Source organism: Oribacterium parvum ACB1, from assembly GCF_000238055.2.
Taxonomy (GTDB): domain Bacteria; phylum Bacillota; class Clostridia; order Lachnospirales; family Lachnospiraceae; genus Oribacterium; species Oribacterium parvum.
The window spans coordinates 2,021,151-2,045,689 of sequence record NZ_KE148312.1; the positions used below are offsets into that span (position 1 = coordinate 2,021,151).

The following is a 24,539-nucleotide window of genomic DNA, read 5'->3' on the forward strand; positions in this document are numbered from 1 at the left end:
CTTGTGCGGAATATTCCTCCGCTAATCTTCTTGCTTTCGTTTTATACAAATTTCTCTATTTATACAATTTCAAACATCAAAGTCCGTAAATCCATTCTTAAAATCAACCGCTATAGTTACTCTACAATAGCCAAAATATCACTTTGCTTAACTACGGTATACTTCTTACCTTCAAGCTCTACCTCTGTACCTGCATAACGGGAGAACAAAACATGCTGCCCCTTCTTCACCTGCATTGTAATATCCTTACCGTCTACTACGCCACCGGGTCCTACAGCAACCACAACAGCCTGTCCCGGCTTTTCCTTGTCATCCTGTCCGGGAAGGACAATACCGCTCTTCGTGGTTTCTTCCATCTTTTCCTTCTCTAAAACAACTTTATCAAATAATGGAACTAATTTCATTGCTTACCTCCTTGCTAATTTGCATCCTCTGCAATCACGTATAAATCTTAACAACACTAGAAATTATAATGTCAGCTATTAGCAGTGTCAAGTATTGAGTGCTAAATTATCCTGTGAAGTTTTCGTGAACAATGAATTGAATAAGCCACGTTGTTTTTATTAAAAAATAATAAAATTTTGATAAAAAGCAAAATTATTTTTTTCTTGTAAATTTATTGTTTTTTTGTATAATCATAAATGGAACTAGCAAGTTTCCTCGTAACATTTAGAAAAAAGTTGCAAAAATCATTTGGAGGTTCGTTTTATGAAGAAGAAAATTCTTGTTGCCGGATTAATCGCTATGCTTTCCACAGCATCCGTAATGCCTGTTTTTGCTAGAGAGGGCGCTATAGCATGGGGCGGTTCCAGTACAAATGCAGCTGAAACTGATGGACATTGGGTAGCAAACAGAGACGGTTCCTGGTCTTTTGTAAGTAACCAAAACGGTGCTCCTGTCAAAGGTTGGATCGTTAACCAGCACCAGTGGTATTTCATCGGTGATAATGGTCGTATGGTTACCGGTTGGCAGTTCCTGAACAAGTGTTGGTACTATTTCTCTACACAGAAAGTGGAGAACCAGCCTGTAGGATCTCTTTATGTTAACAAAGTTACTCCGGACGGATATCGTGTTGATTCCAACGGAATTTGGATTAGATAATTAATCTATAGTAAAGATTAAAACCGAGCTGCATGTCAGCTCGGTTTTTTGCATCTTTCAATACTTTATGATTATAAGTCCAAAAAATAAATATTTCTCTAATTTAGAAACTATTTAGCAAGCAAAATCTTTAATCTCTCCATCGCTTCTTTTGTTTTTTCCTGCGTAGAGAAGGCTGTCAAGCGGAAATATCCCTCTCCCGCTTCACCAAATCCAGCTCCCGGAGTTCCTACTACATAGATTTCCTCCAGAAGCTTATCAAAGAAATCCCAAGAACGAAGACCATTCGGACACTTCATCCAAACATAGGGAGAATTCTTTCCTCCGGTATAGTAGATTCCCAACTCGTCGAGCGTTTTCATAATCATCTTGGCATTTTCTTTGTAATAGTTGATATTCTCTTCTATCTCTTTTGCCCCATGCTCCGTAAATACTGCAGCGGCAGCCTTTTGCACAATATAAGAAACACCGTTAAACTTTGTAGTCTGTCTCCTTAACCACATCTTTCTAAGAGACTGTCCTCCAAAAACAAGACTATCCGGTACAACGGTATATCCGCATCTTGTCCCGGTAAAGCCTGCCTTCTTGGAGAAGGAACAGAACTCAATAGCACAATTCTTAGCCCCGGGAATCTCATAGATAGAATGGGGTAAATCCCCTTCCACAAAGCATTCATAAGCTGCATCAAAAAGAATTACCGCATTTTTCTCCTTAGCATAGTTCACCCAAGCCGTAAGTCCTGTACGGTCATATACGGCACCTGTCGGATTATTCGGAGAACAAAGGTAAATCAAATCCGCCTTTACGGAAGGATCCGGCATGGGTAAAAATCCATTTTCTTCTCCTGCACGTGCATAAAGAAGTTTATTTCCCTGCATGATATTTGTGTCAACATATACAGGATAAACCGGATCGGTAACCAAAGCAGTAATTCCTCTGTCAAAAAGGTCCAATATATTCCCAAGGTCAGACTTCGCACCGTCAGAAATAAAAATCTCTTCTTTTGCCAAATCTACAGGAAAACTCTTGTAATATTCCTGAATCTTTTCTCTCAGAAAATCATAGCCCTGCTCCGGACCGTAGCCGTGGAAGCTTTCTGCAACGCCCATCTCATCCGAAGCTTCTTTCAGTGCCTTCACAACTTCCTTGGGTAGCGGCCTTGTAACATCTCCGATTCCCATACGAATCAGCTTATCCGCCTTTTCAGGATGACTCTCCTGCCAGATACGAATGCGCTTAGCTATTTCCGCAAAAAGATAACTCTCTTTTACTTCTTGGTAGTGTGTATTTATCTTGATTCCCATTCCCTTATACTCCTTATATCTAAGTTTTGATTTACGCGGGATAATGCGTATTTTCAAAGCTTAATTTTTCTAAAACTTCTTCCAGATACTTAATGCTCCACCACTTGGCAACAGGAAGATTCATATCACGGAAATTTCCGCAGTCATGCGCAGTGGCACCGGGAATATCTCCTTCAAATCCTCCGATGAAGGAAAAACAGGAAATCAATAATTTCTGAATATCCTTACTTTCCAAATCCCCTTTAAGAAGAAGATAAAATCCGGTACGACAGCCCATTGGTCCAAAGTAGAGAACTCTCTCCTTCCATTTCTCATCATTTCTGAGATAAGTGGCCGCAAGATGCTCTATGGTATGCATTGCCGCATTTTCCATTGCAGGCTCTGTATTCGGCTTCGTAAAGCGTAAGTCAAAGGTCGTTACAGTCTCCGCTCCAACCTTATCTTTTCTCGATACATAAACTCCCGGGAAAAGACGAGTATGATCAATGGTAAAACTCGTTATCTTTTCCATCTTACACCTCTTCCGTAACTACAAGTCCGGACCCTTCTTCCTTCGAAGACTCCTCCGGCTTCTCCGTGTCAGCTTCTCCGACCGACTCGTCCCGATCTTCCTGATCCTCTTTTCTGTCCACTACATCATCATCGTAGTAAAACTCCACATCCACATCTTCGCTGTCGACGGATTCTTCATCATCCATGAACTCATTTTTCTTCTTATCAAAAGCTTCACGAACTGCCTTATAAGCATCCTTTCCGGCATCAACAGCAAGATTTTTGGTGTCAATAGCCAGATTCTTTGCCGCAAAACCGAGGTCCTTCGCTACTGCTTTAAAATCATCCTTTGTTCTGGAATCCTTTAAAATCGTATAAGAACGTTTTGCAGAATCCTTCACCTCCATAGCAGAATCCACGACATCCGTAAAATCCTGATCTACTTCTTCAGAAAACTTCTGATACTTATAAAGATAAGAAACTACACCAGCCGCGGCACCTGCCACTGCAGCCAAAAACACCAGAGAACCAAATTTTTTTGCCATGCTCTTCCTCCTTACATCCTTTATGAAAAGATGATTTAATTAACATTGATAAATATACTTCGGTTAATAAAATTTAATGAATACCTCTATGTTAATTTACTTTGAAACTGGATTTCAAAGATACAATTCTGTTAAATATAGGATGTCCTTCTGTGGAATCCTTGCAATCTACACAGAAGTAACCGTTTCGAACAAATTGGAAGCTTTCCAAAGGCTCCGCAGATTCCAAAATCTTCTCAAGATAACAGTTCTTTACTGTAAGAGAATTCGGGTTAAAATTCAGACTTCCATCTGCATTCAGTTTTCCTTTTTCCTCATCAATCAACTGCTCATAAAGACGAACCTCTGCAGTAAAGGCTGTTTTTGCATCTACCCAATGAATCGTTCCCTTGGCTTTTCTCTCGCTAAATCCTGAACCGGACTTTGTTGCGGGATCATAAGTGCAATGCACAACCGTAACATTTCCTTCTTCATCACATTCATAGGAAACAGCCTTCACAAAATAGGCTCCCATAAGACGAACTTCATTTTCCATGGTTAGTCTCTTGTACTTCTTGGGTGGATCCACCATAAAGTCATCTCTTTCGATATAAAGCTCTTTAGAAAAATGGACTTCTCTCTCGCCTAAATCTTCATTTTCCAAGTTATTCGGAATGATAAGAATTTCTCCCTCGCCCTCATAGTTATCTATAATGAGCTTAATCGGATCAAGAATCGCCATATAACGAGGTTTCTTTAATTTCAAATCCTCACGAATGCAGTACTCTAAAAGGGAATAGTCACTGGAAGACTGTGCCTTGGAAATACCGGAAAGCTTCACAAACTGTGCCAAGCTTTCCTTTGTATAGCCCCTTCTTCTTAAAGCGGCAATGGTTACCAGTCGGGGATCGTCCCAACCGTCTACTATCTTATCTTCTACGAGCTTTTTAATATAGCGCTTTCCCGTTACTACGTTCGTCAGGTAAAGCTTTGCAAACTCAATCTGTCTCGGCGGGAAGGGGAACTCACACTCTTGCACAACCCAGTCGTATAGCGGTCTGTGATCTTCAAATTCCAAGGTGCAAAGGGAATGGCTTATTCCCTCTACTGCATCTTCGATAGGGTGCGCAAAATCATACATGGGATAAATACACCACTCATCCCCTGTATTGTGATGGCTCATGTGAGATACGCGGTAGAGAATCGGATCACGCATATTGATATTGGGGCTGGCCATATCAATCTTTGCACGAAGAGTCTTCTCTCCGTCCTGATATTTTCCTTCCTTCATTTCGGTAAATAAACGAAGGTTTTCTTCTATTGAACGATTGCGATAAGGACTTTCCTTACCGGGAGTATTATAATCTCCGCGATATTCCTTAATCTCCTCAGCAGTTAAATCATCTACAAAGGCCTTTCCTTTTTGAATCAAAAAAACTGCCTTTTCATACATAATGGGGAAATAATCCGATGCAAAAAACATCCTATTTTCAAAATCCGCCCCGAGCCATTCCACATCCTTACGAATACTATCGACAAACTCGGTCTTTTCTTTTACAGGATTCGTATCATCAAAACGCAAATTAAAGGTACCGTTGTATTCCTGCGCGATACCGTAGTTTAGTAAAATAGACTTTGCGTGTCCAATATGTAAATAACCGTTCGGTTCCGGGGGAAAACGAGTTTTGATTTCCTTTACTTTTCCCTCTTTTAAATCCTCATCAATAAAATTCTCAATAAAATTCTTGGACTCCGGCTCTAAATTCGTACTCTCATCCGTAAAAGAACGATTCTCCTCTGCCATCTTCTCCTCCTGCTTTCTAATACAAGACTTCCTTCGAGTCTCCCCCGACAAAGCACTTATATACCTAATATCGCTTTTAATCAAGGTATTATACCACAAAGAGAATTAAATTATCTATGTATTTCTTTTATGGAAAATGCCGACACGAATCTTTTTGCATTCGTGCCGGCATAGATTTATTTATCATAATTATTACTTGTAAAGCACGGAACTAAACTATTTCCTCTTTCTCACGGAAAAGCCGAAGCTTCCGATACATTTCCCCAAAGAAAAGTATTGTCCGTGAGAATAGCTTAGGAGTTTTGCTTTTTCCAGCTGCAGACGTCCTTTTGTATCCAGCAAACTGCTCTCCACATGAACCGCCATAACTTTTCCTAAAAACATATCGTGGCTTCCCAGCTCTAAAACCTGCTCTACCTTACATTCAATATTCACGGGACATTCGGAAATTAAAGGCACGGATACAGTGCTTGCCTTTTCGGGATGCAAATGGAGAAGCTCCCACTTATTGACATTTTTCCCGGAAAGAACTCCCGCCTTATCCAGCTCCTTCACCATTCCTTCGGTAGGGAGATTTACAACAAATTCCCCTGTTTCCATAAGCATTGAATGAGATGCTCTATTTTTTCGTACAGATATGGAAAGCATGGGAGGGTCTGAGCATACCGTACCCGTCCATGCAATGGTTATCATATTGCTCTCTCCCGCTTTATTTTGGCAGCTCACCAAGACCGCCGGAACAGGGTAGAGCATATTCCCCGCTCTCCATAATTCTTTTGCCATACTATTTCCTTTCTTGAAGCAGAAAAACTTATTTTGAATAGTCAAACAAAAGATCCGGTAAAATGCCCTTTTGTTCCTTCCAAATCTTATCAATCTGCTGTTCCGGAACAGGACTTGTTCCTTTTCCGCACTCTATTGTTACCGAAGGAACATTCAGTTTTCTTTCCGTAAAATCCTTAAATCCGCCCGCATGATTCTCGTTATAATAATCTATTATGGCATAGTTGGAGTTCTTATGTACAATTTCCGCTAATCTTCTGGCGTCATTGACATAGGATCCCTCCCCAAAATACCAGTAAATTACTTCACCTTGAGTATGATAGCTTAAGGTACATTTAAAATTCTCCTTGCGTTGCAAATCAGCCAGTGCCTTGGATTCCATTTCAGACTCTGCGGCACTTCCCTTATACTCATCCTTAGACGGATAGCCTTTACGGTCTACTGTTTGTTCCCAATTGGCATCGAAATTCTTATTGAGGTTTACACCTCTTGCATTATTTTTCCAGAGACGAAAATAACTTGCATAATCCGTTACATTTTCCCTCTTAGCCATATCCATAATGGAAGCACGCAATGCTTCCGATCCTATACCGCCTATCCCGTACTGCACAAGAGAAATCCCGTCCGGATTTACCATGGGAACGAAATGAATACAGGTATTTTCAAGCATCTGCGCTATAGACTTACCTCCATATGTTTTCCCTGTCTTTTGCATCTCCAAAAGACTTGCTATTTGTCGCATAGCCACTTTACAAACTATGTATTCTCGTGCATGAATCCCTGCATGAACCAAGATTTTCTTAGGAGCATTCGGATTCCCAACAATTACCCGGTACAGTTCTCTGCCATCCACCGTTTTTCCGAGAGAATCCAACTGCATAGTCGGATAAGTCTCTTTTAATTTCATCAAGTCGGAGGACAGCTCATTATAGCCGTAAAATTCATAAGAAGAAAAAGCATAGTCGGAAGGCAAAGGAATCTCTTCCCCTGATAAGACGCCGGAGTAAACTTGGAAAGCCGACTCCGGTACATTTACGGAAGACTGTTCTTGTTCTCCCTTCCCAAGGTTCATTCCCGGTCCGGAAAGCACCGCCTGCTTGTCGTCCAAATCGGGACCGTCTGCAAAGCCCTTAAAAACAAAAATAGCTGAAAACAAAAGCAGGATAAAACCAATTCGTATATTCTTTTTCATTCTTCTCCCCCAAAGTTTGTAGTAATTCAGTTCTTTTTATTTTAACAAACCACATAAAAAGAACTTCTCTTTTTTCTTACAAAAATGGATATCTTCGCTTAACTACAATTTTTACTTTACTGTAGTTTCCGCCTAACTATAACACTTCTCTCTGTCCGCTTTTAGAAAAATACTGCTGTTATAATAGGTACAAAGATAACCGTAAATATTCCCGCTAAGACAATTGCAAGAGAAGACATAGCGCCTTCCACCTCTCCATATTCCAAAGCCTTTGCCGTGCCGATAGCATGGGATCCGGTTCCCAGCGCAAGACCTTTTGCAATAGGATGACGAATCGGAAGAATTCGAAAAATCAAATCAGAAAGTATGCTTCCCAAAATACCGGTAATCACGATGGCAGCAACGGTGAGATTTACATAGCCACCGCTTGCCTCGGAAACCCCTATTCCGATTGCTGTCGTAATAGACTTCGGAAGTAAAGTAAAAATATGTTCCGATTTAAGTCGAAACAAAAGTCCCAAAAACAGAATGCTTCCCAAAGAAGTAAGTGTTCCAAGTAAAACGCTAAAAAAAACAGCTTTAAAATTGTTTTTTAAAAGAGATATCTGCTTATAAAGCGGAATGGCTAGGCAGACTGTTGCCGGTGTCAAAAAATAACTTAACAGATCTGCTCCTTTCTGATACTCCTTATAAGGAATTCGAAATAAAACCAATATTGCCACGATAATGATTGTGGAAAGAAGTAGAGGATTTAAAAGCTCCGATTTAAACTTCACTTTAATCTGTATTGAAAGAAGAAAAATAAAGATACTCAGTACGAAGCCGAAATGCTCCGAGCTAAAAATCAATTCTTTCATTTCTTACCCCTCCAAATCCTGTAAACCGCTTTTTGCATCTTCAAGAAGCAAAGATACCAGCTCCTCTTTCTGCTTTTCTTTCTTGTCCATAGCTACTTCTACGGATAGCTTTTCCTTCAACTTATCTTCCTTTGATTCCGTTCTGCGAAGAATAAACTCTGCGGAGAGACCCGTGACGGAAATTACAAGAAACGTGGAAAAGAAAATAATAACCGTATAAGGTAAGAGAACCGGGAGCAAAAGCTTGGTTACAGTCATAATTCCCACTGCAGCGGGTAAAAACATGATGCTCATTGTTTCCAGAAGAAAACTCCCCGCAACCTCCACTTCATCCAGACGAATAAGACCTCTCATTAAAAAAATAAGCATTAAAATCAAACCGTAAACCCCTGCAGGAACAGGGAGAGGTAAAAGTTTATTCAAAATCTCACCTATGAAAGTGAAAAAAATAATCCATAGAGTTTGCCGAATTAATTTCATACACATCCCTCCTAATTAAAACTTGTTTAGTTTATTCCTGATATAACAGTTTTACAAGTACTGAAAAAGCAGGAATAGTATTTTTTACAGTGCAAAAAAACACTTACCTATAATCTGTAGAGATTTATCCTTTACAAACGCGGTCGTCTAAGATACTATGCAGTCGTATCTTCAATTTTTATTGAAAAAGGGGACGAATTATGGATTTACAAAACTCAACAACAAAAAAAATGATTACACTTTCCATGCTTATCGCTTTACAAGTAGTTCTTACCAGAATATTTTCCATTAATGCATGGAATATCCGAATCGGTTTCGGTTTCATCCCGATGCTTTTTGCCGCATTGTATTTCGGTACATGGGAGTCAGTGACAGTGGCTGCTCTTGCCGATATTATCGGTAGTCTTGCTTTATCCAGCTACCCCTATTTCCCGGGATATACCTTCTCCATTGCCCTCTCCGCCTTTATTTTTGCTACAATTTTAAAACGAAACAAGAGCAGTCTTTCTATCTTTCTTGCGGTTCTTCTAACCCAGCTTGTTTGCAGTCTTCTCTTAAACAGCTTATGGATTTCCATCAACTCCGGCTCACCTCTTCTTCCCATCATGCTGACCAGATTGATTCAGGTGGGAATTAACGGCGCTATGCAATTCTTTACCATTCAGTTTATGGTTTACTTCTTAGAGAAAAGGTTTCGTGTGACGGAGTTGAATTCATGACCTGGGAAGAGTGTATGGAAGCTCTCGGGACATCCGACATAGAGGAAAGTACCAAGCATAAACCGGATTCTCCCTCTTATATGGAACGTGATTTTTCCCCCTTAAAAGAGCTCTTAAGAAGATTAGGGAATCCGGAACGCTCTCTTCGATGTATTCATGTGGCCGGAAGTAATGGAAAGGGTTCCATTTGCATAAGCTTGCAAAATATACTCAGTCTCGCATCTTATAAGACAGGTCTATATATTTCTCCTCATCTTGAAAGAGTGAATGAGCGCTTTACAATAGACGGAAAAGAAATCGAAGATGAGAAGCTGCTTACGTATGCAAAACGCATCCACGAAGAGCTTCATTTCATGGAGAATAAGCCCAATGATTTTGACCTTCTGACCGCTCTTGCATTCTTATATTTCAACGAGGAGAAGGTTGATTTCCTGATTTTAGAAGTAGGACTTGGTGGACGTCTGGATTCTACCAATGTGATTGAGGATAAGCTTCTTGCCATTATTGCCCATATCGGACTGGAACATACTGCCCTCCTTGGCAAAAGCTTGGAAAAGATTGCCGGAGAAAAAGCGGGTATTATTGCTAAAAACCGTCCCGTTGTCGTTTTACGACAGGAGAAATCTGTCCTAGAGGTCATCCGGAAGGTTGCAAAAGAAAAAGAAGCAAAACTAATTCTTACTGACAGTCGTCATCTGCATTCTTCTCCTTTTTTTCTGGAAAACGGATATCAATATTTCAGCTATCGCGAGCGTAATGACTATGCACTTTCCCTTCTCGGTGATTTTCAGCTGGACAATGCCATGGTCATTTGTGATGCCGTAGATTGTTTAAAAGCACAGGGCTACAAGATTTCGGAAGAAGCTGTAAAACTTGGCTTATATTCGGTGGAATGGAAGGGACGATTTGAAATCTTAAGTAAGAATCCTCTTATTGTTTTGGACGGTGCTCATAATCCTCAGGCCGTAACCGCTTTGGTTCGCTCAGTTGAAATGCTTTTTCCGGGATACAAGAAAAGGGTTTTTTTCTCCGTTATGGCAGATAAAAATTATATGGAAATGCTCAGGATATTAAAGAACAACAGTCTAAGCTTTACCTTCTTTCAGGTAGATGACAAGCGAGGTTTAAATGTAAGCACTCTAAAATCGCAATGGGAGAAAGAATATGATGGAGAAATCTTTATCCCGGAAAGTGCCGAAGCAGGCTTGGATTGGAATTTTGAAAGGTTAAAAAATGGAGATGGCAATACACTTCTCCTTTGTCTTGGATCCCTCTATCAGGTTTCCGGAATAAGAAATTTTTTTAAGAAAGTTTTAGCTTAAAAAAGTATAAGCTTAAAAATGGGAGGATTAATGATTAATCCTCCCATTCCTCTTCTTCCTCAAGATAAATCGATTCAAAGTATCCGGCCTTCGTATACTTCTCTTCTACCTCTGAAAGCTCTCTGATATGAGGAAATCCATCCGGACTTGTATCCGTTTCCTGCAGATTATGCACATAAAAAAGATAGAGTTCTCCATTCTTCACTTCCATGGAAGGTATTTTTCTCTGAAACATACTAAGAATCTCCCAGCAACTTAGAGGATTGTCATACTCTATTTCGAGCGCAAGAAATGCATTTTCCCTCTTATAATATCCATAAACTTTTGCACCTACCGTATTTTCTCCGAAGCTTTCCATATAAGCTAAAAGAATCTCCGACTCCTCAATCTCTGTTCCTTCCTCTAAATAGGAATCCGGATTCTCAACCAGGACTTTTACTGAATGAAAAGAATAATCTTTTAATTGAATAAAATCCATCAGGTTATAAAATGCAGTCTCAAAAGCCACATTATTCTTCTTCGCAAATTCTTCCAAAACAGTATCATATCCTGCCGGTAGATGTAATTTTTCCATAAAAATTCTTTGCTCCCTTTCTTCTATCTTGATTTAAATACCCAAAAACATACGATAAGTCTATTTTATAATAATTTATAATAGATTCTTTTTACTCTTTCTTTTTTCCTTATTTTGCATTAGGATATAGGCAAACTTGCTTAAGTTTTACTATACTTGCAGATTGTACACAAGTGCTTTTTTGAAAGGATGGAGAGTCAAATGAGGTTGTTGGAAGAGCGAATTAAAGAAGATGGTCAAGTTAGACCGGGAAACATTTTAAAGGTGGACAGCTTTTTGAATCACCAATTGGATGTAAGCTTGCTGGAACAATTGGGTAAGGAATTCTTTGAAAGATTTAAGGATAAAGGCATTACAAGGATTCTTACGATAGAGGCTTCGGGCATTGCACTTGCCTGTCTGGCTGCACAGTATTTTAAAGTCCCGGTTGTATTTGCAAAAAAGGCAAAAAGTAAAAATCTTGACGGGGAGCTCTACACCTCTACAGTTCATTCTTTCACCTACGGTAAAGACTTTACCGTAACTCTTTCCAAGAAATTTTTGACTAAAGACGATACTGTTCTTCTTATTGATGATTTCTTAGCCGTAGGTAAAGCAATGCGCGGGCTCATTGATATCTGCGGACAGGCAGAGGCAAATATTGCCGGCATCGGTATTGCAATTGAGAAGGGATTCCAGTCCGGAGGAAAAGAACTCCGCGAGATGGGCTTTGATGTCTATAGCCTGGCAATCATCGATGAAATGGACGATGAAGGTAATATTTCTTTCAAGGAGCAATAAAATTTTTAGTTTTACTTATATATTACTTTAACAATGGAGAATAGAATAGATACCAGCCAGCTGTATAGCTTGAAAAATCCCGGACGAGAGTGTCCGGGATTTTCTTTTATTATATATCTTCCTTTTCCTTGCTCTCTTGAATTTTCTCCTGCTCCTTGTTCTTTTTAATAATTGCGTTCAAGCGCATCCACATAATGCGATAAAGAATCACAGTCAGAATAACAATAAAGAGAAAGGAAAGGAGCAGAAAGGGAATAATCCATTGCTTTAAATCCATTATCCACGCCTCTCTCCAAGAACAAATCCAAATCTTGTGATGACTCCATCCTTGTCCTGCACAATTTCTTGTAAGTATAAATTCGGAAGGAAGGAAACAGCGTCCTTTGCTGTAATGTTCTCCAGATTTTCATCCAGATAGTGCATCATTGCATTCTCTGCCATCACAATCTCCGTTTCGTAGGCAGGATCACCGCTCGGACGTCCATTCTTTTTCTGATAATATACCTTAGCCTTAAAGATGTACTTATTTCCATCCTTCTTTCTGTCTTTGCTTACAATGGCCAAAATGCTGTCCGGGTGTTCTTCATATAAAGCCTTTGCATCAAAAGAGCGATTTCCGTTTTGATCAAAATAGATTCCGTCACTATTGCTTTGATTCTTAAGCATTTCTCCATTTTCATCAACATAGTACCGATTCTCAATCCATGCATCTCGTACCATATGTCCCTGCTCATCAAAATAATAGCTCTTTCCATCCAAATCCAAACGGCCGGTATGCATTTTTCCATCACTGTCCAGATAGTATTTTTCTCCGTCCAACTCCAGGAAACCGGTCTGCATAATTCCATTTTCATTGAAATAGTAATATGCATTATCTATGAGAGTCCAACCGATAGCCTGATCACCATTTTCATCTATATACCCTTTTCCGCCATCCAAGTCCACAAAAGAGGAAAGATGATATTTCTCTTTATCCAAGTCCACCGTAAAGCTTTTAGTATAAAGTTCGCCTCTTGCTCCATCAGAAGCCAATCCATAAGCCATCAAAGTATAGTTTCCGTTTCTCTTTATCGAAATCGGTCCTGTATACTCCGCTTGGGAAATATCTTCTTTTCCTCCTGATAGGCTATAGATAATTTTCCCGCCGGAACTGCTTTCCAACTTGATTTCAAAGGAATCATGATACAATTCTTCACGAATATCACTGCTAAGCTTTGGATCTAAGAGGTTTAAAGCATCCTTCAGCTCCTGATTATCGGAAAAATGCTTTTGTCCCTCCAAAATACTGGCAATGGCATCCTCGTGCTTTCCGGCATTTTTCTGCGCTTCCGAAAGCAACAGATAGTACCTTGCATCGAGCTGAAAACTGCTTTTATCCTTTTCCAAGCTCTCTACAGCCTCGCTATATTTTTCTCCTTTTATAAACTGCTCTCCCTTTTTCAAGAAAGAATCATAACGAACCTTCGGTGAATTCAGATAGTTAATACCGGCAAAGCCAAGTATTGCAACAGCTGCGGTGCACGCAATAATCTTTTTACTGGGAAGACCTGATTTCAGCTCCTTCATCGATGTAGGCGGAATAGATGATCTATCTCTAAAATCATCCGGGTCATCCGGAATTTCTCCGAAAAAATCTTCCTCATCCTTTTTCTCCTGAATGGAGAAAATCTTAGCATCGGGAGAAAACGACTCTTCCGCTAAATCTTCCTCCGTACTTTTTATTTCACTTTTTTCTTCCTCTTCCTTTTTCAGAGAATTTATATCATTCAATTTTTCAAAAGATTTATCCGTTACTATTTTGTCATCGGACATATCTTGAAGAACTTCTTCCCGCCTCGAAAGAACAGAGAAGTCTTTAACAAAGTCTTTTTCCGAATCCTCTTCTACTTCATCGTCAAAGATTTCATCAGAGCCATCAGAAAAGACCTCATCAAAAGTATCGTCAGAAAGCTCCGACTCCTCATCTAAAAGTGCCGAATATGAAGCATCATCATAACCGTTTACAAACTCTGGTTCCGAAGCTTCTATATTGTCTACCTGCTTTGCCTCTTCTGCTTTATCCGCCTCTACGTCCTCTTCCGCCAGCTTAGATTCTTCTGTCTCTTCCGAATCATTTCCCAGTTCTGAATTCTCATCAACATTTGACTCTTCTGTCAGTTCCACTTCCTCTTTTATTTCAGACTCTTCTGTCCGCTTTGCTTTTTCTTCTACTTCAGACTCTTCTGTCCGCTTTGCTTTTTCTTCTACTTCAGACTCTTCTGTCCGCTTTGCTTCCTCTTCTACTTCTGATTCTTTTGTCCGCTTTGCTTCCTCTTCTAATTCTGACTCTTCTATTGCTTCTGCTTCTTCTGACACTGCCTGATCGTCAAGCTTTTCTGCTCTCTCAGTCGCTTCTGCTTCTTCTGTTACTTCCGCTTCTTCTGACACTGCCTGATCGTCAAACTTTTCTGTTTCTTCAACCTCTTCTTCCGTTACTTCCGCTTCTTCTACAACTTGTGAATCTACTGTTACTTCCGCTTCTTCTATATCCAGACTTTCCTGATATTCCCTCTTCTGACGAAGGAATTCCGGTTCTTCTCTCTTTTCCTGAGGCTTCTCAATATCCTTTACAGAATAAGGTGTAAAGCTTAAGTCCAGAAGCAGACCGCAATTAGGACAAAATCTTTGTTTGTCGTCCACTTCTGTCCCGCAAAAACTACATTTCATACTGTCCCTCCTGACTAGTATTTCACCAAATTCAAATTGCCGTTTTCATATTCGGCAAGGAAAACATCCGAAATATTTTCCACATCCTGTTCCTTCAGTTTTTCCATAAGCCATTCTTCCGTTTTATCGATACTGTCCAATGCCTGTAATTGGATGGTTCCGTCTGTAATTAAAGGAAAACGAGGGTTCTCTTCTCCGGCCTTCACAATAATCAACTGTCCATTTTGTTCCAACACTGCCTGTTTTACTGTTTTTATACTATAAATTCCGTTACTTCTTAACTTAAACATCACTTCATGTGCAGTAAGACCTGCAGTTCTGCAGGCCTCCGTATCGAGCTTTCCTCTGGAAATCAGCACAACCGGTTTACCGTCAATCGCTACCTTAAAGAAAGAGCTATTGGTCTTTAACCATCTCATGCTCAATACCAGGCAAATCCAGATCATCAAAATAACAAGATATTGCAGAATACTGATATTGTTATTGTAAATTACGCCACCGATAATTCCACCCAAAACATAGTTCTGCACCGCATCAATAGCGGAGGATGGTGCAAGATTTCCTTTTCCGGTAATGTTAATGACGATGATTAAACTGATTAAGCCCAACGCAAGCTTTATAGCAATATTGGTATAGGATAAAATCATGAATTTGACTCCGAATCTATAATTTCAATTTGGGGATGATAAAGCTCCATCTTCTCCAAAAGTATATTCCCATCCGCGTAAATCACTCTGTAATACTTCTCTTCCGGAACTCGAATAATTGCGCCATCCCGAGCAGCCTGTGTATTGATAACGATGTCTTCCTTGGGGGTATCCATGGTTTCTGACAATTCCTCTATCAGTTTCAGAGCTGTTCCATAACCATTATCAATCGCTTTATGGATCTGGATATCATTAATCCGAATTCCTATTATTATTAATACCAAAAACAAAGCAATCAGGGAAAGCTCCCTGTACTTGCTTTGTTTTTTTTCTTTGTAGTATTTAAAAACACCAAAAAACAAGACCGAGGTGGCCAAAACAATGAAAAAAATCTGCACCCAATTGGTCACCTCTATTCTGCTTAAAAGATAATTATAAGTATAAAATTTCATTTACAGTTCTGCTATAGCCTCAATCTCACAAAGTACGTTCTTCGGAAGAGTCTTTACCGCTACACAAGAACGAGCCGGCTTAGAGGTAAAATACTTCTCATACACACTGTTAAAAGTAGCAAAATCAGCCATATCAGCCAAGAAACAAGTGGTCTTAACAACTTTGGAAATATCACTTCCACCTGCTTCAATAACTGCCTTTACATTCTTACAACTCTGTTCAGCCTGTGCGGAAATATCAGCCGGAATTTCTCCATTTTCAGGGTTAACGGGAATCTGACCGGAAGAAATCACTAAATTTCCTACTACAAAGCCCTGGGAATAAGGACCGATAGCTGCAGGTGCATTGCTTGTTGATATAACTTTCATATTACTCTCCTTTACTAAAGAAAACAATTCTCGCTATATTATGCCAAAATCAGGATTGTAAAACAAGTATTTCGACTTTTTTTTACTTATTTTCACTCTCGGAAATCTTGAGCATTGCGAGCGTTCCGGTACGCGCACATTCCAAAATACTGACCGACTTTAAAGTATCTAAAAACATATTAATTCTTTCCGGGGTATCACACATTTCAATAATCATCTGTGAATGACCAAGCTCTGCAATTTTCGCCCCTAAAATCTGGCAATTTTCCATAATATCCTTCCGGTTATCTCTTTTATAGCGAAGCTTAACCATAAGAAGTTCCCTGCAAAGTCCCTGATTTTCATTAAAGGTTCGCACTTTAATGATGTCGAGCTTTTTGTTCAGTTGTTTTTCCACCTGCTCTAAGGTTCGCTCTTCCCCGCTGGAAACAATCACCATATTGGAGATCGCGCTGTCCTCCGTCTCTCCTACAGTCAAGGAATCAATATTAAAGCAACGTCTCCAAAACAGTCCTGCAACCTTTGCCAAAACACCGGAGCGGTTTTCTACCAAAACAGAATAAATTCTCTTCATCAGGCCGTCTCCTCCATATCTACAAAGACTTCCAAGATTCCATTTTCCTCTTTATCCAAAAAGGCTCGAATACTCTCTTTTACCTCTTTATTCTCTTTTACGGAAAAATAAGAAAGACCGTACGCCTTGGAAAGCATGGATAAATCCGGATTCCCGCTTAAGTCAATCATGGAATAATGCTCCTTATATGCCGTCTTTTGATACTGTCTTACCAAACCGAGAACGCCATTATGAAAAACAATGATTTTTACACCTGCGCTATATTGTCGAAGAGTCGCAAGCTCCATAAGACTCATCTGAAAGGCACCGTCTCCCATGACGGCAATAATTTCCTTTTTATTCTTTCTATCTTCTAAGCAAGCAATCTCCTTTTCCGCAAAATAAGCGCCAATTGCCGCAGGAAGAGAATAGCCCATGGTTCCCATACCGCCCGAGGTCAAGAAACGTCCTTCCTTCATTTTATAATGTTTGCAGGACCATAGCTGATTCTGTCCCACATCCGCTACATAGATAGCATCATCTTGTAATGCCAGATTCAGTTCCCTTAGGAAATAATACGGATTGACAAGAGTAGCGTTCAACTCCTCTTTTTTCTTCTTTTCTATAAGAAGCTCCGTCTCTTCTTTGATACCGTTTAATTCTTCCATCCAATCGGGATAGGAAAGCTCCGCTTCCACATGAAGAAGGCTATCCAGTACACTGGAAAGATCTCCTACCAAAGGAATCTCCGGACCGGCATTTTTCCCGATTTCCGCGGGATCCACATCAATATGCACCAAGGTTTTATTTTCCGTAATCAAATCGGGCTGACTGATAGAACGATCCGCAACTCTCGCGCCCATCATGATAATGAGTTCCGCTCTATTCATGGCCTTATTTCCGTAAGACCTTCCGTTGTTTCCCACCATACCGAAGTACAGCGGATCAATGTCCTGCATCGTGCCGAGTCCCATCATGGTGCTCACTACCGGAATATTGAATTTGTGAGAAAATTCCCTTACCTTTTCAGAAACCCCCGCTAAATGAACACCGCCTCCCACGCAAAGAATCGGTTTTTTTACATTTTCAAGACGCTGAAACAAACGCTTAATCTGCACAGGATTTCCTTGCACGGTAGGTTTATAAGTACGCATTTTCAAGTCATCGGGATATTGGAATTTCCTAAGACTTGCCTTCTGCACATCAATGGGAATATCAATCAAAACCGGACCTTTTCGCCCTGTCATCGCGATATGAAAAGCCTCCTTAAAGACCTTCGGAATTTCTTCCGCATTGCGAAGAGTATAGCTGTATTTTACAAAGGATTCCGAGGCACCGCAGATATCCGCCTCCTGAAAGACATCCGAGCCGAGCAGACGACTCTCTACCTGTCCCGTAATCACAATAAGAGGAATGCTGTCCGCAAAGGCAGTCGCAATCCCGGTAATTACATTGGTCGCTCCGGGACCGGAGGTCACGGCACAAACTCCGGGTTTTCCGCTGATTCTGGCATAGCCGTTTGCTTCATGTGCCGCATTTTGCTCCGTTCGAACCAAGATACTTTCTATATCTGTACTTTCCAAGCTGTCAAAAAAAGGACAAATCGCTACACCGGGATAACCGAAAACATAGCTTACTTTTTCCAGCTCCAAACACCTGACAATCGCATCTGCTCCAGTCATCTTACCTCCATTTACAATACTTCGTCTTACACCAACGAAAACCCTTCCTCACGAAAGCGTTTCTTAATTTCTTCTATATGCTTAAAATCTCGTGTTTCAATCCTTAATGTCAAATAGCAGCCGTTGATGTCCGAATCCTCCACATTCATGTTGTGATCGACCTTCGTTACATTGGCTCCCAGCTCCGCAATAATACGGGAAACTTCTTCCAATTGCCCCGGTTTATCCAAAAGAGAAAGTGTCAGAGATGCTTTCCTGCCGGTCTTTAAAAGACCGCGGCTAATGACACGGGAAAGAATATTGACATCAATATTTCCACCGGAAATAATGCAGACCACCTTTTTCCCTTTAAGCGGAAGCTTATTAAAGAGAACAGCCGCAACAGAAACCGCACCGGCTCCCTCCGAGACAATCTTCTGCTTCTCCATAAGCGTTAAGATTGCCGCGGCAATCTCATCATCACTGACGGTAACCAGTTCATCCACATACTCCCTTACCATTTCGTAACTTAAGTTTCCGGGAGATTTTACGGCAATACCGTCTGCAAAGGTATGCACCTCTTCTAAGCTTTCCAGCTTCCTATCCGCTACCGCCTGTACCATGGAAGCCGCGCCCTGTGCTTGCACACCGTAGACTTTACATTTCGGGTTTAATTTTTTGATTACGAAAGATACACCGGAAATGAGCCCTCCTCCACCGACCGGAACTACAACGGCATCCGCGTCCTCCAGCTGTTCCATGATTTCCATTCCGATAGTGCCTTGTCCTGCCATGACATCAATATCATTAAAGGGATGAATAAAAACCGCACCGCTTTCCTTCTGGTATTCTACTGCAGCGTTATAGGCATCATCGTATACACCGTCAATCATGCGCACTTCCGCTCCATAATTTCTGGTTGCTTCCACCTTGGAAATTGGAGCAATAGCAGGGAGGAAAATGGTAGACTTGGTACCGGCCTTGGTCGCCGCAAGTGCCACGCCCTGTGCATGGTTTCCGGCAGAGCAAGCCACTACACCTTTCTTCTTGTCCTCCTCGGAAAGGGTGGATATCTTAAAATAGGCACCTCGAATCTTGAAAGAACCGGTATTTTGTAGATTCTCCGTCTTTAAATACAGGTCACAATCTGCCTCTATTCTTGTCGCATGCACAAGATCCGTCTTATTGATTACCGGCTTCAGTACATGAGCCGCCTGATAAACTCTGTCCAGCGTAAGTTCCATTTTCCCCTTCTTCCTGCTAATCTTTTTTCAGATTTACAAACTTTTATCTTCTGATTCTCTAAGATAGGCATCTTATCGAAGCTTATCTTAGAGAAATCAAAATTCCTTCTACCCCTTAAAGCAAAATATTCTTATCTAGCCTGATCCAAGTCCTGAACCTGCTTCCATCCCATCTTGTTACGAAGGTCCCTTCCGGTCTCGGAAACCAGATTGTTCAACTTTGCCTCTCTCATCGCAAGGAAATGAGGTCTTCCGGCCTGGTTCTCCAAAATCCAATCCTTTGCAAAGCTTCCGTCCTGAATATCCGCTAAAATCTTCTTCATGGCAGCCTTCGCTTCCTCTCCGATAACCTTCGGGCCTGCTGTATAGTCTCCATACTCCGCAGTATCGGAAATGGAATAACGCATGCCTTCAAATCCTGCATTGAAAATCAAATCTACAATCAGTTTCATCTCATGCACACACTCGAAATAGGCATTTTCGGGCTTGTAACCTGCTTCCACGAGAGTATTGAATCCTGCCTCCATAAGAGCACATACACCACCGCAAAGCACTGCCTGCTCACCGAAAAGATCGGTCTCTGTCTCCTCCTTAAATGTTGTTTCCAGTATTCCGCCTCTTGCTCCGCCGATAGCTGCAGCATAGGCCTTTGCAATATCCATAGAGTTTCCGGAAGGATCCTGCTCGCAAGCTACAAGGCAAGGTACTCCCTTTCCGTCTACATACTGGGAACGAACTGTGTGACCGGGGCCCTTTGGAGCAACCATGATGACATTCACATCTGTTGGAGGAACAATAGCATGGTAGTGAATGTTAAAGCCATGTGCAAAAGCAATCGTCTTTCCTGCACTAAGGTTTCCGGAAATCTGCTCCTTGTAAAGCTTTGCCTGCTTCTCATCATTGACCAAAATCATGATGATATCCGCCTGCTTTGTCGCTTCATCGGTATTGAGAACGGTAAATCCGTCTTCCTTTGCCTTTGCTGCGGATTTTGAACCTTCATAGAGACCGATAATTACATCCACGCCGCTATCCCGTAAGTTTAAAGCATGGGCATGTCCCTGAGAACCATATCCGATAATCGCTACCTTCTTTCCCTTTAACAGAGTCTGATCACAATCCTTTTCATAGTACATTACAGCCATTTTTCTTTCTCCTTTTTTGATTATGATGGAAGCAAAAAAAGTCTTTTCGAAAGATAAATTTCATCCGAGAAATATGCTTTTCTTCCCTAACTTCCATGATGCCTAAGGAGCATCCGCTCCCACTCTATCGCGAAGCCTTCCGGCACGAAGATTCCGTGTCTCCCTACCTTCTTGCATTACACGTTGTTTTACCTATAGATAAAATCTTCGTTTTACTCTAAATCCGTTACGGACATCAACTCTACCTTCCTTACATCATAGAGCTTTTCCAGCTGGGAAATGACCTGCATCCGCATATACTCGTCTCCTGTGGAAACGATTTCAATCTTGGTACAACCCGGAATTTCAGTTGGTCCTGCCTGAATGGATTCAATATTATAGCCTCTCTTGCAATATAGACCGGTAATCCGGTTCAAAACACCGAAACGGTTATTAACAAAGAGGTCAATCGTAAACTTCTTCATGCTTTCTCCTTATAAGATAATTTCTTCCACTGATTTTCCGGGTGGAATCATCGGTAAAACCTTCTCATCCTTATCAATATGACAGTCAAGAAGTACAGGGCCTGCAATATTCTTTCTTTCCTCTAAGGCCTTTTCCAGCTCCGAAATCTTATGAATGGAAAATCCCTTTCCGCCGTAAGCTTCGATAAGCTTTACAAAATCCGTTCCTCTGTCTAAGACCGTTGCAGAATAACGTTCTCCGAAAAAAGCGGTCTGCCATTGCCGAACCATACCGAGCACCTGGTTATTTAAAAGCACAATCGTAATAGGAAGTCCCTCGTTTACTGCCGTACAAAGCTCATGACAATTCATGGAGAAGGATCCGTCCGAAGTAATCAAAAGGGTTTCCGCCTTATCTTTTGCAAGACAGGCCCCAATTGCCGCCCCCAAACCGTAGCCCATGGTTCCAAGCCCCCCGGAGGTAAGGAAGGTTCTTGGCTTCTCAAAGCGATAATACTGCGCTGTCCACATCTGGTGCTGTCCTACATCGGTAGCCACAACCGTTTCATCCTTCGTATACTTTCGTACCGTATCCAAAATATTTTTCGGATGAAAAGCGTCCTTCTTAGGGTTCTTCACGACTTGGTAAGAATCTATTTCCTTCCACCACTCCGGATTCTTTCTTTCCTTAATCTTTGGAAGAATAGACTTCATCCATTTTTTAACATTGGCCTGCACGGAGCAATCGGGAGTCAGATTCTTTCCCAGTTCCGCCTTATCAATATCCACATGGATAACCTTGCAATTTTTCGTGTATCGGGAAAGATTGCCGGTCGCTCTATCTGAGAAACGAACACCGACTGCAATCATCAAATCACATTCCGACTGCACCTTGGCAGCTTGGTAACTGCCATGCATCCCCACAAGACCAAGGCTCAAAGGATGCGAATCCGGAAATACCGTCCGTCCCATCATACTTACGGCAACAGGGGCATTTAACTTTTCGGCCAATTCCCGAAGATAGTCCTCTCCTCCGGCAGAAACAATACCGCCGCCGGCATAGATAAAGGGCTTCTTTGCTTCATTAAGAAGCTTTACGGCAACTTCTTCATCATAGGGAAGCTCCGCCTTCTCCGGCATCCTAGGAAGTACTGCCACTCCATACTCGCATTCATTTACCTGCACGTCCTTTGGAATATCGATAAGCACCGGTCCCTTTCTTCCGGAATTCGCAATTAAAAAGGCTTCCTTTATGGTCTGCTCAAGCTCCGATACTTCCTTTACCATGAAGTTATGCTTTACAACCGGCTGGGTAATGGAAACGATGTCCACCTCCTGAAAGCTGTCTCGTCCTAAAGCTTCGGTCGCCACATTACCGGTAATGGCCACAAGAGGCACAGAATCCAAGTAGGCATTCGCAATGCCGGTGACCAAATTCGTAGCACCCGGACCGGAAGTGGCAATCACGACACCGACCTTTCCGCTTGCTCTTGCAAAACCGTCCGCGGCATGAGCCGCTCCCTGCTCATGCGCCGTTAGAACGTGGTGAATTCGGTCTCTGCATTGATACAGCTCGTCATAAATGTTTAAAACCGCACCGCCGGGATAGCCGAATACGGTATCCACACCCTGTCGAATGAGTTCTTCAATTAAGATCCTTGCTCCTCTTAGTTTCATCCCAAAAATCTCCCCCTTCATTGAAAAAGCCTTACAGCGTAACGCTGTAAGGCTAAAGGCTCTCTAAACTGTCTTTATCTTCCTAATGAGGCGTTACACAAACAATCACTACTGTCTAAGACAATAATGTTCACGAGAATAATAATGACTGTTAGTGCAACTAAAGCATTCATTCGCTTGCTCCTCCTAAAAAATATGTTTGGATTATCCCATAGCCCTTTTTTTCTGTCAAGAATTTTCTGATTATGGGAGATATAACTTCAAAGTAAAAATAGAAAAATATATCGCTCTTTTAAACATATATTTTTATACCGAAGAAATATTATAACCGGATTCTGCCGTAATTTTTCCAAAGCAGAGGTTCTTCATGGCTGGCAAAAACCATGGCTCTTTTTCCTAAGTGCTCTAAAAGAAAACGCTCCATTTTTAGCTGATTTTCTTCATCTACTCCGGTAAAGGGTTCATCCAACAAAAGAATATCGAAATCCGGAAGCATTGCCCGTAAAAAGCTAAGGCGTCTTTTCATTCCTCCAGAGTATTCTGAAACCCTTTTTTCAAAATCTTCTCCGAAAAGCAATTGTTCAAAAAAATATATTTTTTCCGAAGCAGTATAGGAAGAAGGAATCAGGGACAGATTTTCCATAGCGGATAGCTTCTCTAAAAGTCTATTTTCCTGAAACATCCAGGAAGAGCGCAAACCGTTTCCGCCTCTTGCCGCCTCTCCCATAACAATAGAGAGCTCACCGCCATCTAAGTGCTCAAGGGAAGATAGAATGCGCATCAAACTTGTTTTTCCCTTTCCGGATTCTCCCTCTATGCGATATATAGAATGCTTCATAAAATCAAGCCGGCAGGAAAAATCTTGAAAAAGACTCTGCTCTCCGTATTTCTTTTCCCCCTTTGTAATCTCCAATACCATCAAGTACTTCCTTTCGAAAAAGCTTTTTTTAATACATATAGAACTAGCAGTTCAAAAAACTTGGATAAAGCAATCATGATGATGCTCCACGCAAAAACCTCTCCCATTTCCAGGCTCACCTTTGCATCCATAAGCTGATAGCCTATGCTATTTCGTACTTGTCCGATCAGTTCCGCTGCAATTCCGCTTTTCCAAGAAAGTCCCATAGCAAGCTTCGCGCTGCTTAGCATCTGCGGATAAATTCCGGGAATCAAAATATAGCGGAAGCGATTCCAAGGAGAAAGACGGAACACATTCGCCATCTCCAAAATATCTTTATCCAACTTCTTTAAGCCTTCCAAAAAATTAAAATAAAAAATCGGAAAAGACATCCAAAAACTGATAAAAAAAGATAGATTTGCTCTTCCTATAAAGAAAAGCAATATAATGACAAAGCTTGCAACAGGAAGACTTCTAAGGAGAAATAACGGCGGCTGAATCAGATTCTCAAAAAACTTGTGTCGATAAGAAAACAAAGCAAGAGTCAGTGCCAGAATAAAGGCAAGAAAATAAGCGGACAGTATACGAAAGGAACTGAAGGACAATATCCTGAAAAACGCAGCCTTTTCCACAAACAAAAAGATATGTCTAAAGGCTTCCATCGGCCCTACTAAAAGAAAGGAATTGTCTACCAATCTCGTAAACAATTCCCAAACCATAAGCCAAAAGCCTAAGATAATGATTTTCTTTCCTATATTCCGCATATTTCCTTTACTGTTAAAAATGAGATATTGTATGCTTTGCGAGCAATA

27 protein-coding genes are annotated in these 24,539 nt (G+C 41.0%); 4 read left to right on the forward strand and 23 right to left on the reverse strand.

Annotated elements, in window-relative coordinates:
• Nucleotides 1-116: 116 nt before the first annotated feature.
• Entirely contained in the window at nt 117-404 is a 288-nt protein-coding gene (locus HMPREF9625_RS08965; protein WP_009429015.1) for a co-chaperone GroES, read from the reverse strand.
• 304 nt (nt 405-708) lie between these two features.
• Here HMPREF9625_RS08965 and HMPREF9625_RS08970 point away from each other — a divergent pair, with 304 nt between their 5' ends.
• Nucleotides 709-1,101 (forward strand): hypothetical protein, encoded by a 393-nt coding sequence (locus HMPREF9625_RS08970; RefSeq protein ID WP_009534372.1) that lies wholly within the window; start codon nt 709-711, stop codon nt 1,099-1,101.
• Nucleotides 1,102-1,211: 110 nt separating this feature from the next.
• On the opposite strand, the gene HMPREF9625_RS08975 is transcribed toward HMPREF9625_RS08970, so the two are convergent.
• The 8 genes from HMPREF9625_RS08975 to HMPREF9625_RS09010 form a co-directional block, all read right to left on the reverse strand.
• Nucleotides 1,212-2,405: an LL-diaminopimelate aminotransferase gene (locus tag HMPREF9625_RS08975; protein ID WP_009534373.1), complete on the reverse strand. Its 1,194-nt coding sequence runs from the start codon at nt 2,403-2,405 to the stop codon at nt 1,212-1,214.
• A 31-nt stretch (nt 2,406-2,436) separates the two neighbouring features.
• Nucleotides 2,437-2,916 (reverse strand): S-ribosylhomocysteine lyase, encoded by a 480-nt coding sequence (locus tag HMPREF9625_RS08980; RefSeq protein ID WP_009534374.1) that lies wholly within the window; start codon nt 2,914-2,916, stop codon nt 2,437-2,439.
• 1 nt (nt 2,917) lies between these two features.
• Nucleotides 2,918-3,442 carry a hypothetical protein gene (locus tag HMPREF9625_RS08985; protein ID WP_009534375.1) on the reverse strand — a complete coding sequence of 175 codons (525 nt, stop codon included), beginning with the start codon at nt 3,440-3,442 and terminating at the stop codon, nt 2,918-2,920.
• A gap of 91 nt (nt 3,443-3,533) precedes the next feature.
• The gene (locus HMPREF9625_RS08990; RefSeq protein ID WP_009534376.1) at nt 3,534-5,225 is read right to left on the reverse strand and encodes a glutamine--tRNA ligase/YqeY domain fusion protein; all 1,692 of its coding nucleotides are present in this window, start codon (nt 5,223-5,225) and stop codon (nt 3,534-3,536) included.
• A 216-nt stretch (nt 5,226-5,441) separates the two neighbouring features.
• Nucleotides 5,442-6,008 carry a flavin reductase family protein gene (locus HMPREF9625_RS08995; protein WP_009538035.1) on the reverse strand — a complete coding sequence of 189 codons (567 nt, stop codon included), beginning with the start codon at nt 6,006-6,008 and terminating at the stop codon, nt 5,442-5,444.
• Nucleotides 6,009-6,036: 28 nt separating this feature from the next.
• On the reverse strand, nt 6,037-7,200 hold the full coding sequence (locus tag HMPREF9625_RS09000) for a M14 family zinc carboxypeptidase (protein ID WP_009534378.1): 1,164 nt from the start codon (nt 7,198-7,200) through the stop codon (nt 6,037-6,039).
• A 161-nt stretch (nt 7,201-7,361) separates the two neighbouring features.
• Nucleotides 7,362-8,057: an LrgB family protein gene (locus tag HMPREF9625_RS09005; protein ID WP_009534379.1), complete on the reverse strand. Its 696-nt coding sequence runs from the start codon at nt 8,055-8,057 to the stop codon at nt 7,362-7,364.
• A gap of 3 nt (nt 8,058-8,060) precedes the next feature.
• Nucleotides 8,061-8,537 (reverse strand): CidA/LrgA family protein, encoded by a 477-nt coding sequence (locus tag HMPREF9625_RS09010; protein ID WP_009534380.1) that lies wholly within the window; start codon nt 8,535-8,537, stop codon nt 8,061-8,063.
• 200 nt (nt 8,538-8,737) lie between these two features.
• Between HMPREF9625_RS09010 and HMPREF9625_RS09015 the strand changes: the two genes are divergently transcribed.
• Nucleotides 8,738-9,256 carry a folate family ECF transporter S component gene (locus tag HMPREF9625_RS09015; RefSeq protein ID WP_009534381.1) on the forward strand — a complete coding sequence of 173 codons (519 nt, stop codon included), beginning with the start codon at nt 8,738-8,740 and terminating at the stop codon, nt 9,254-9,256.
• Entirely contained in the window at nt 9,253-10,578 is a 1,326-nt protein-coding gene (locus tag HMPREF9625_RS09020; protein ID WP_009534382.1) for a bifunctional folylpolyglutamate synthase/dihydrofolate synthase, read from the forward strand. Before HMPREF9625_RS09015 ends, HMPREF9625_RS09020 begins: the two co-directional genes overlap by 4 nt.
• 34 nt (nt 10,579-10,612) lie before the next feature.
• On the opposite strand, the gene HMPREF9625_RS09025 is transcribed toward HMPREF9625_RS09020, so the two are convergent.
• Complete coding sequence (locus HMPREF9625_RS09025; RefSeq protein WP_009534383.1) at nt 10,613-11,152, reverse strand: hypothetical protein; 540 nt, start codon at nt 11,150-11,152, stop codon at nt 10,613-10,615.
• Between the two features lie 201 nt (nt 11,153-11,353).
• On the opposite strand from HMPREF9625_RS09025, the gene HMPREF9625_RS09030 reads away from it, so the two are divergent.
• Nucleotides 11,354-11,932 carry a xanthine phosphoribosyltransferase gene (locus HMPREF9625_RS09030; RefSeq protein WP_009534384.1) on the forward strand — a complete coding sequence of 193 codons (579 nt, stop codon included), beginning with the start codon at nt 11,354-11,356 and terminating at the stop codon, nt 11,930-11,932.
• A 109-nt stretch (nt 11,933-12,041) separates the two neighbouring features.
• On the opposite strand, the gene HMPREF9625_RS11385 is transcribed toward HMPREF9625_RS09030, so the two are convergent.
• From HMPREF9625_RS11385 to HMPREF9625_RS09090, 13 genes are all read right to left on the reverse strand, one after another.
• Nucleotides 12,042-12,209, reverse strand: coding sequence for a hypothetical protein (locus HMPREF9625_RS11385; RefSeq protein WP_009534385.1), 168 nt, complete (start codon nt 12,207-12,209; stop codon nt 12,042-12,044).
• Nucleotides 12,209-14,638, reverse strand: coding sequence for a zinc-ribbon domain-containing protein (locus HMPREF9625_RS09035; protein WP_009534386.1), 2,430 nt, complete (start codon nt 14,636-14,638; stop codon nt 12,209-12,211). The genes HMPREF9625_RS11385 and HMPREF9625_RS09035 overlap by 1 nt, the downstream gene beginning before the upstream one ends.
• Before the next feature lie 14 nt (nt 14,639-14,652).
• Nucleotides 14,653-15,285, reverse strand: a complete 633-nt coding sequence (locus HMPREF9625_RS09040; RefSeq protein ID WP_009534387.1) for a DUF421 domain-containing protein — start codon at nt 15,283-15,285, stop codon at nt 14,653-14,655.
• On the reverse strand, nt 15,282-15,737 hold the full coding sequence (locus HMPREF9625_RS09045; protein ID WP_009534388.1) for a DUF3290 family protein: 456 nt from the start codon (nt 15,735-15,737) through the stop codon (nt 15,282-15,284). The genes HMPREF9625_RS09040 and HMPREF9625_RS09045 overlap by 4 nt, the downstream gene beginning before the upstream one ends.
• Nucleotides 15,738-16,106, reverse strand: a complete 369-nt coding sequence (locus tag HMPREF9625_RS09050; protein WP_009534389.1) for a RidA family protein — start codon at nt 16,104-16,106, stop codon at nt 15,738-15,740.
• An 82-nt stretch (nt 16,107-16,188) separates the two neighbouring features.
• The gene (gene ilvN / locus HMPREF9625_RS09055; RefSeq protein ID WP_009534390.1) at nt 16,189-16,680 is read right to left on the reverse strand and encodes an acetolactate synthase small subunit; all 492 of its coding nucleotides are present in this window, start codon (nt 16,678-16,680) and stop codon (nt 16,189-16,191) included.
• Nucleotides 16,680-18,341: a biosynthetic-type acetolactate synthase large subunit gene (ilvB, locus tag HMPREF9625_RS09060; protein ID WP_009534391.1), complete on the reverse strand. Its 1,662-nt coding sequence runs from the start codon at nt 18,339-18,341 to the stop codon at nt 16,680-16,682. The genes ilvN (HMPREF9625_RS09055) and ilvB (HMPREF9625_RS09060) overlap by 1 nt, the downstream gene beginning before the upstream one ends.
• 26 nt (nt 18,342-18,367) lie before the next feature.
• Complete coding sequence (gene ilvA, locus HMPREF9625_RS09065) at nt 18,368-19,564, reverse strand: threonine ammonia-lyase (RefSeq protein ID WP_009534392.1); 1,197 nt, start codon at nt 19,562-19,564, stop codon at nt 18,368-18,370.
• Nucleotides 19,565-19,695: 131 nt separating this feature from the next.
• Complete coding sequence (gene ilvC, locus HMPREF9625_RS09070) at nt 19,696-20,709, reverse strand: ketol-acid reductoisomerase (protein ID WP_009534393.1); 1,014 nt, start codon at nt 20,707-20,709, stop codon at nt 19,696-19,698.
• A 212-nt stretch (nt 20,710-20,921) separates the two neighbouring features.
• On the reverse strand, nt 20,922-21,173 hold the full coding sequence (gene ilvN, locus HMPREF9625_RS09075) for an acetolactate synthase small subunit (protein ID WP_009534394.1): 252 nt from the start codon (nt 21,171-21,173) through the stop codon (nt 20,922-20,924).
• A 9-nt stretch (nt 21,174-21,182) separates the two neighbouring features.
• Nucleotides 21,183-22,829 (reverse strand): biosynthetic-type acetolactate synthase large subunit, encoded by a 1,647-nt coding sequence (gene ilvB / locus HMPREF9625_RS09080; RefSeq protein ID WP_009534395.1) that lies wholly within the window; start codon nt 22,827-22,829, stop codon nt 21,183-21,185.
• 322 nt (nt 22,830-23,151) lie between these two features.
• Nucleotides 23,152-23,748 (reverse strand): ABC transporter ATP-binding protein, encoded by a 597-nt coding sequence (locus tag HMPREF9625_RS09085; protein ID WP_009534397.1) that lies wholly within the window; start codon nt 23,746-23,748, stop codon nt 23,152-23,154.
• Nucleotides 23,748-24,491 (reverse strand): ABC transporter permease, encoded by a 744-nt coding sequence (locus tag HMPREF9625_RS09090; protein WP_009537998.1) that lies wholly within the window; start codon nt 24,489-24,491, stop codon nt 23,748-23,750. Before HMPREF9625_RS09090 ends, HMPREF9625_RS09085 begins: the two co-directional genes overlap by 1 nt.
• Nucleotides 24,492-24,539 lie beyond the last annotated feature (48 nt).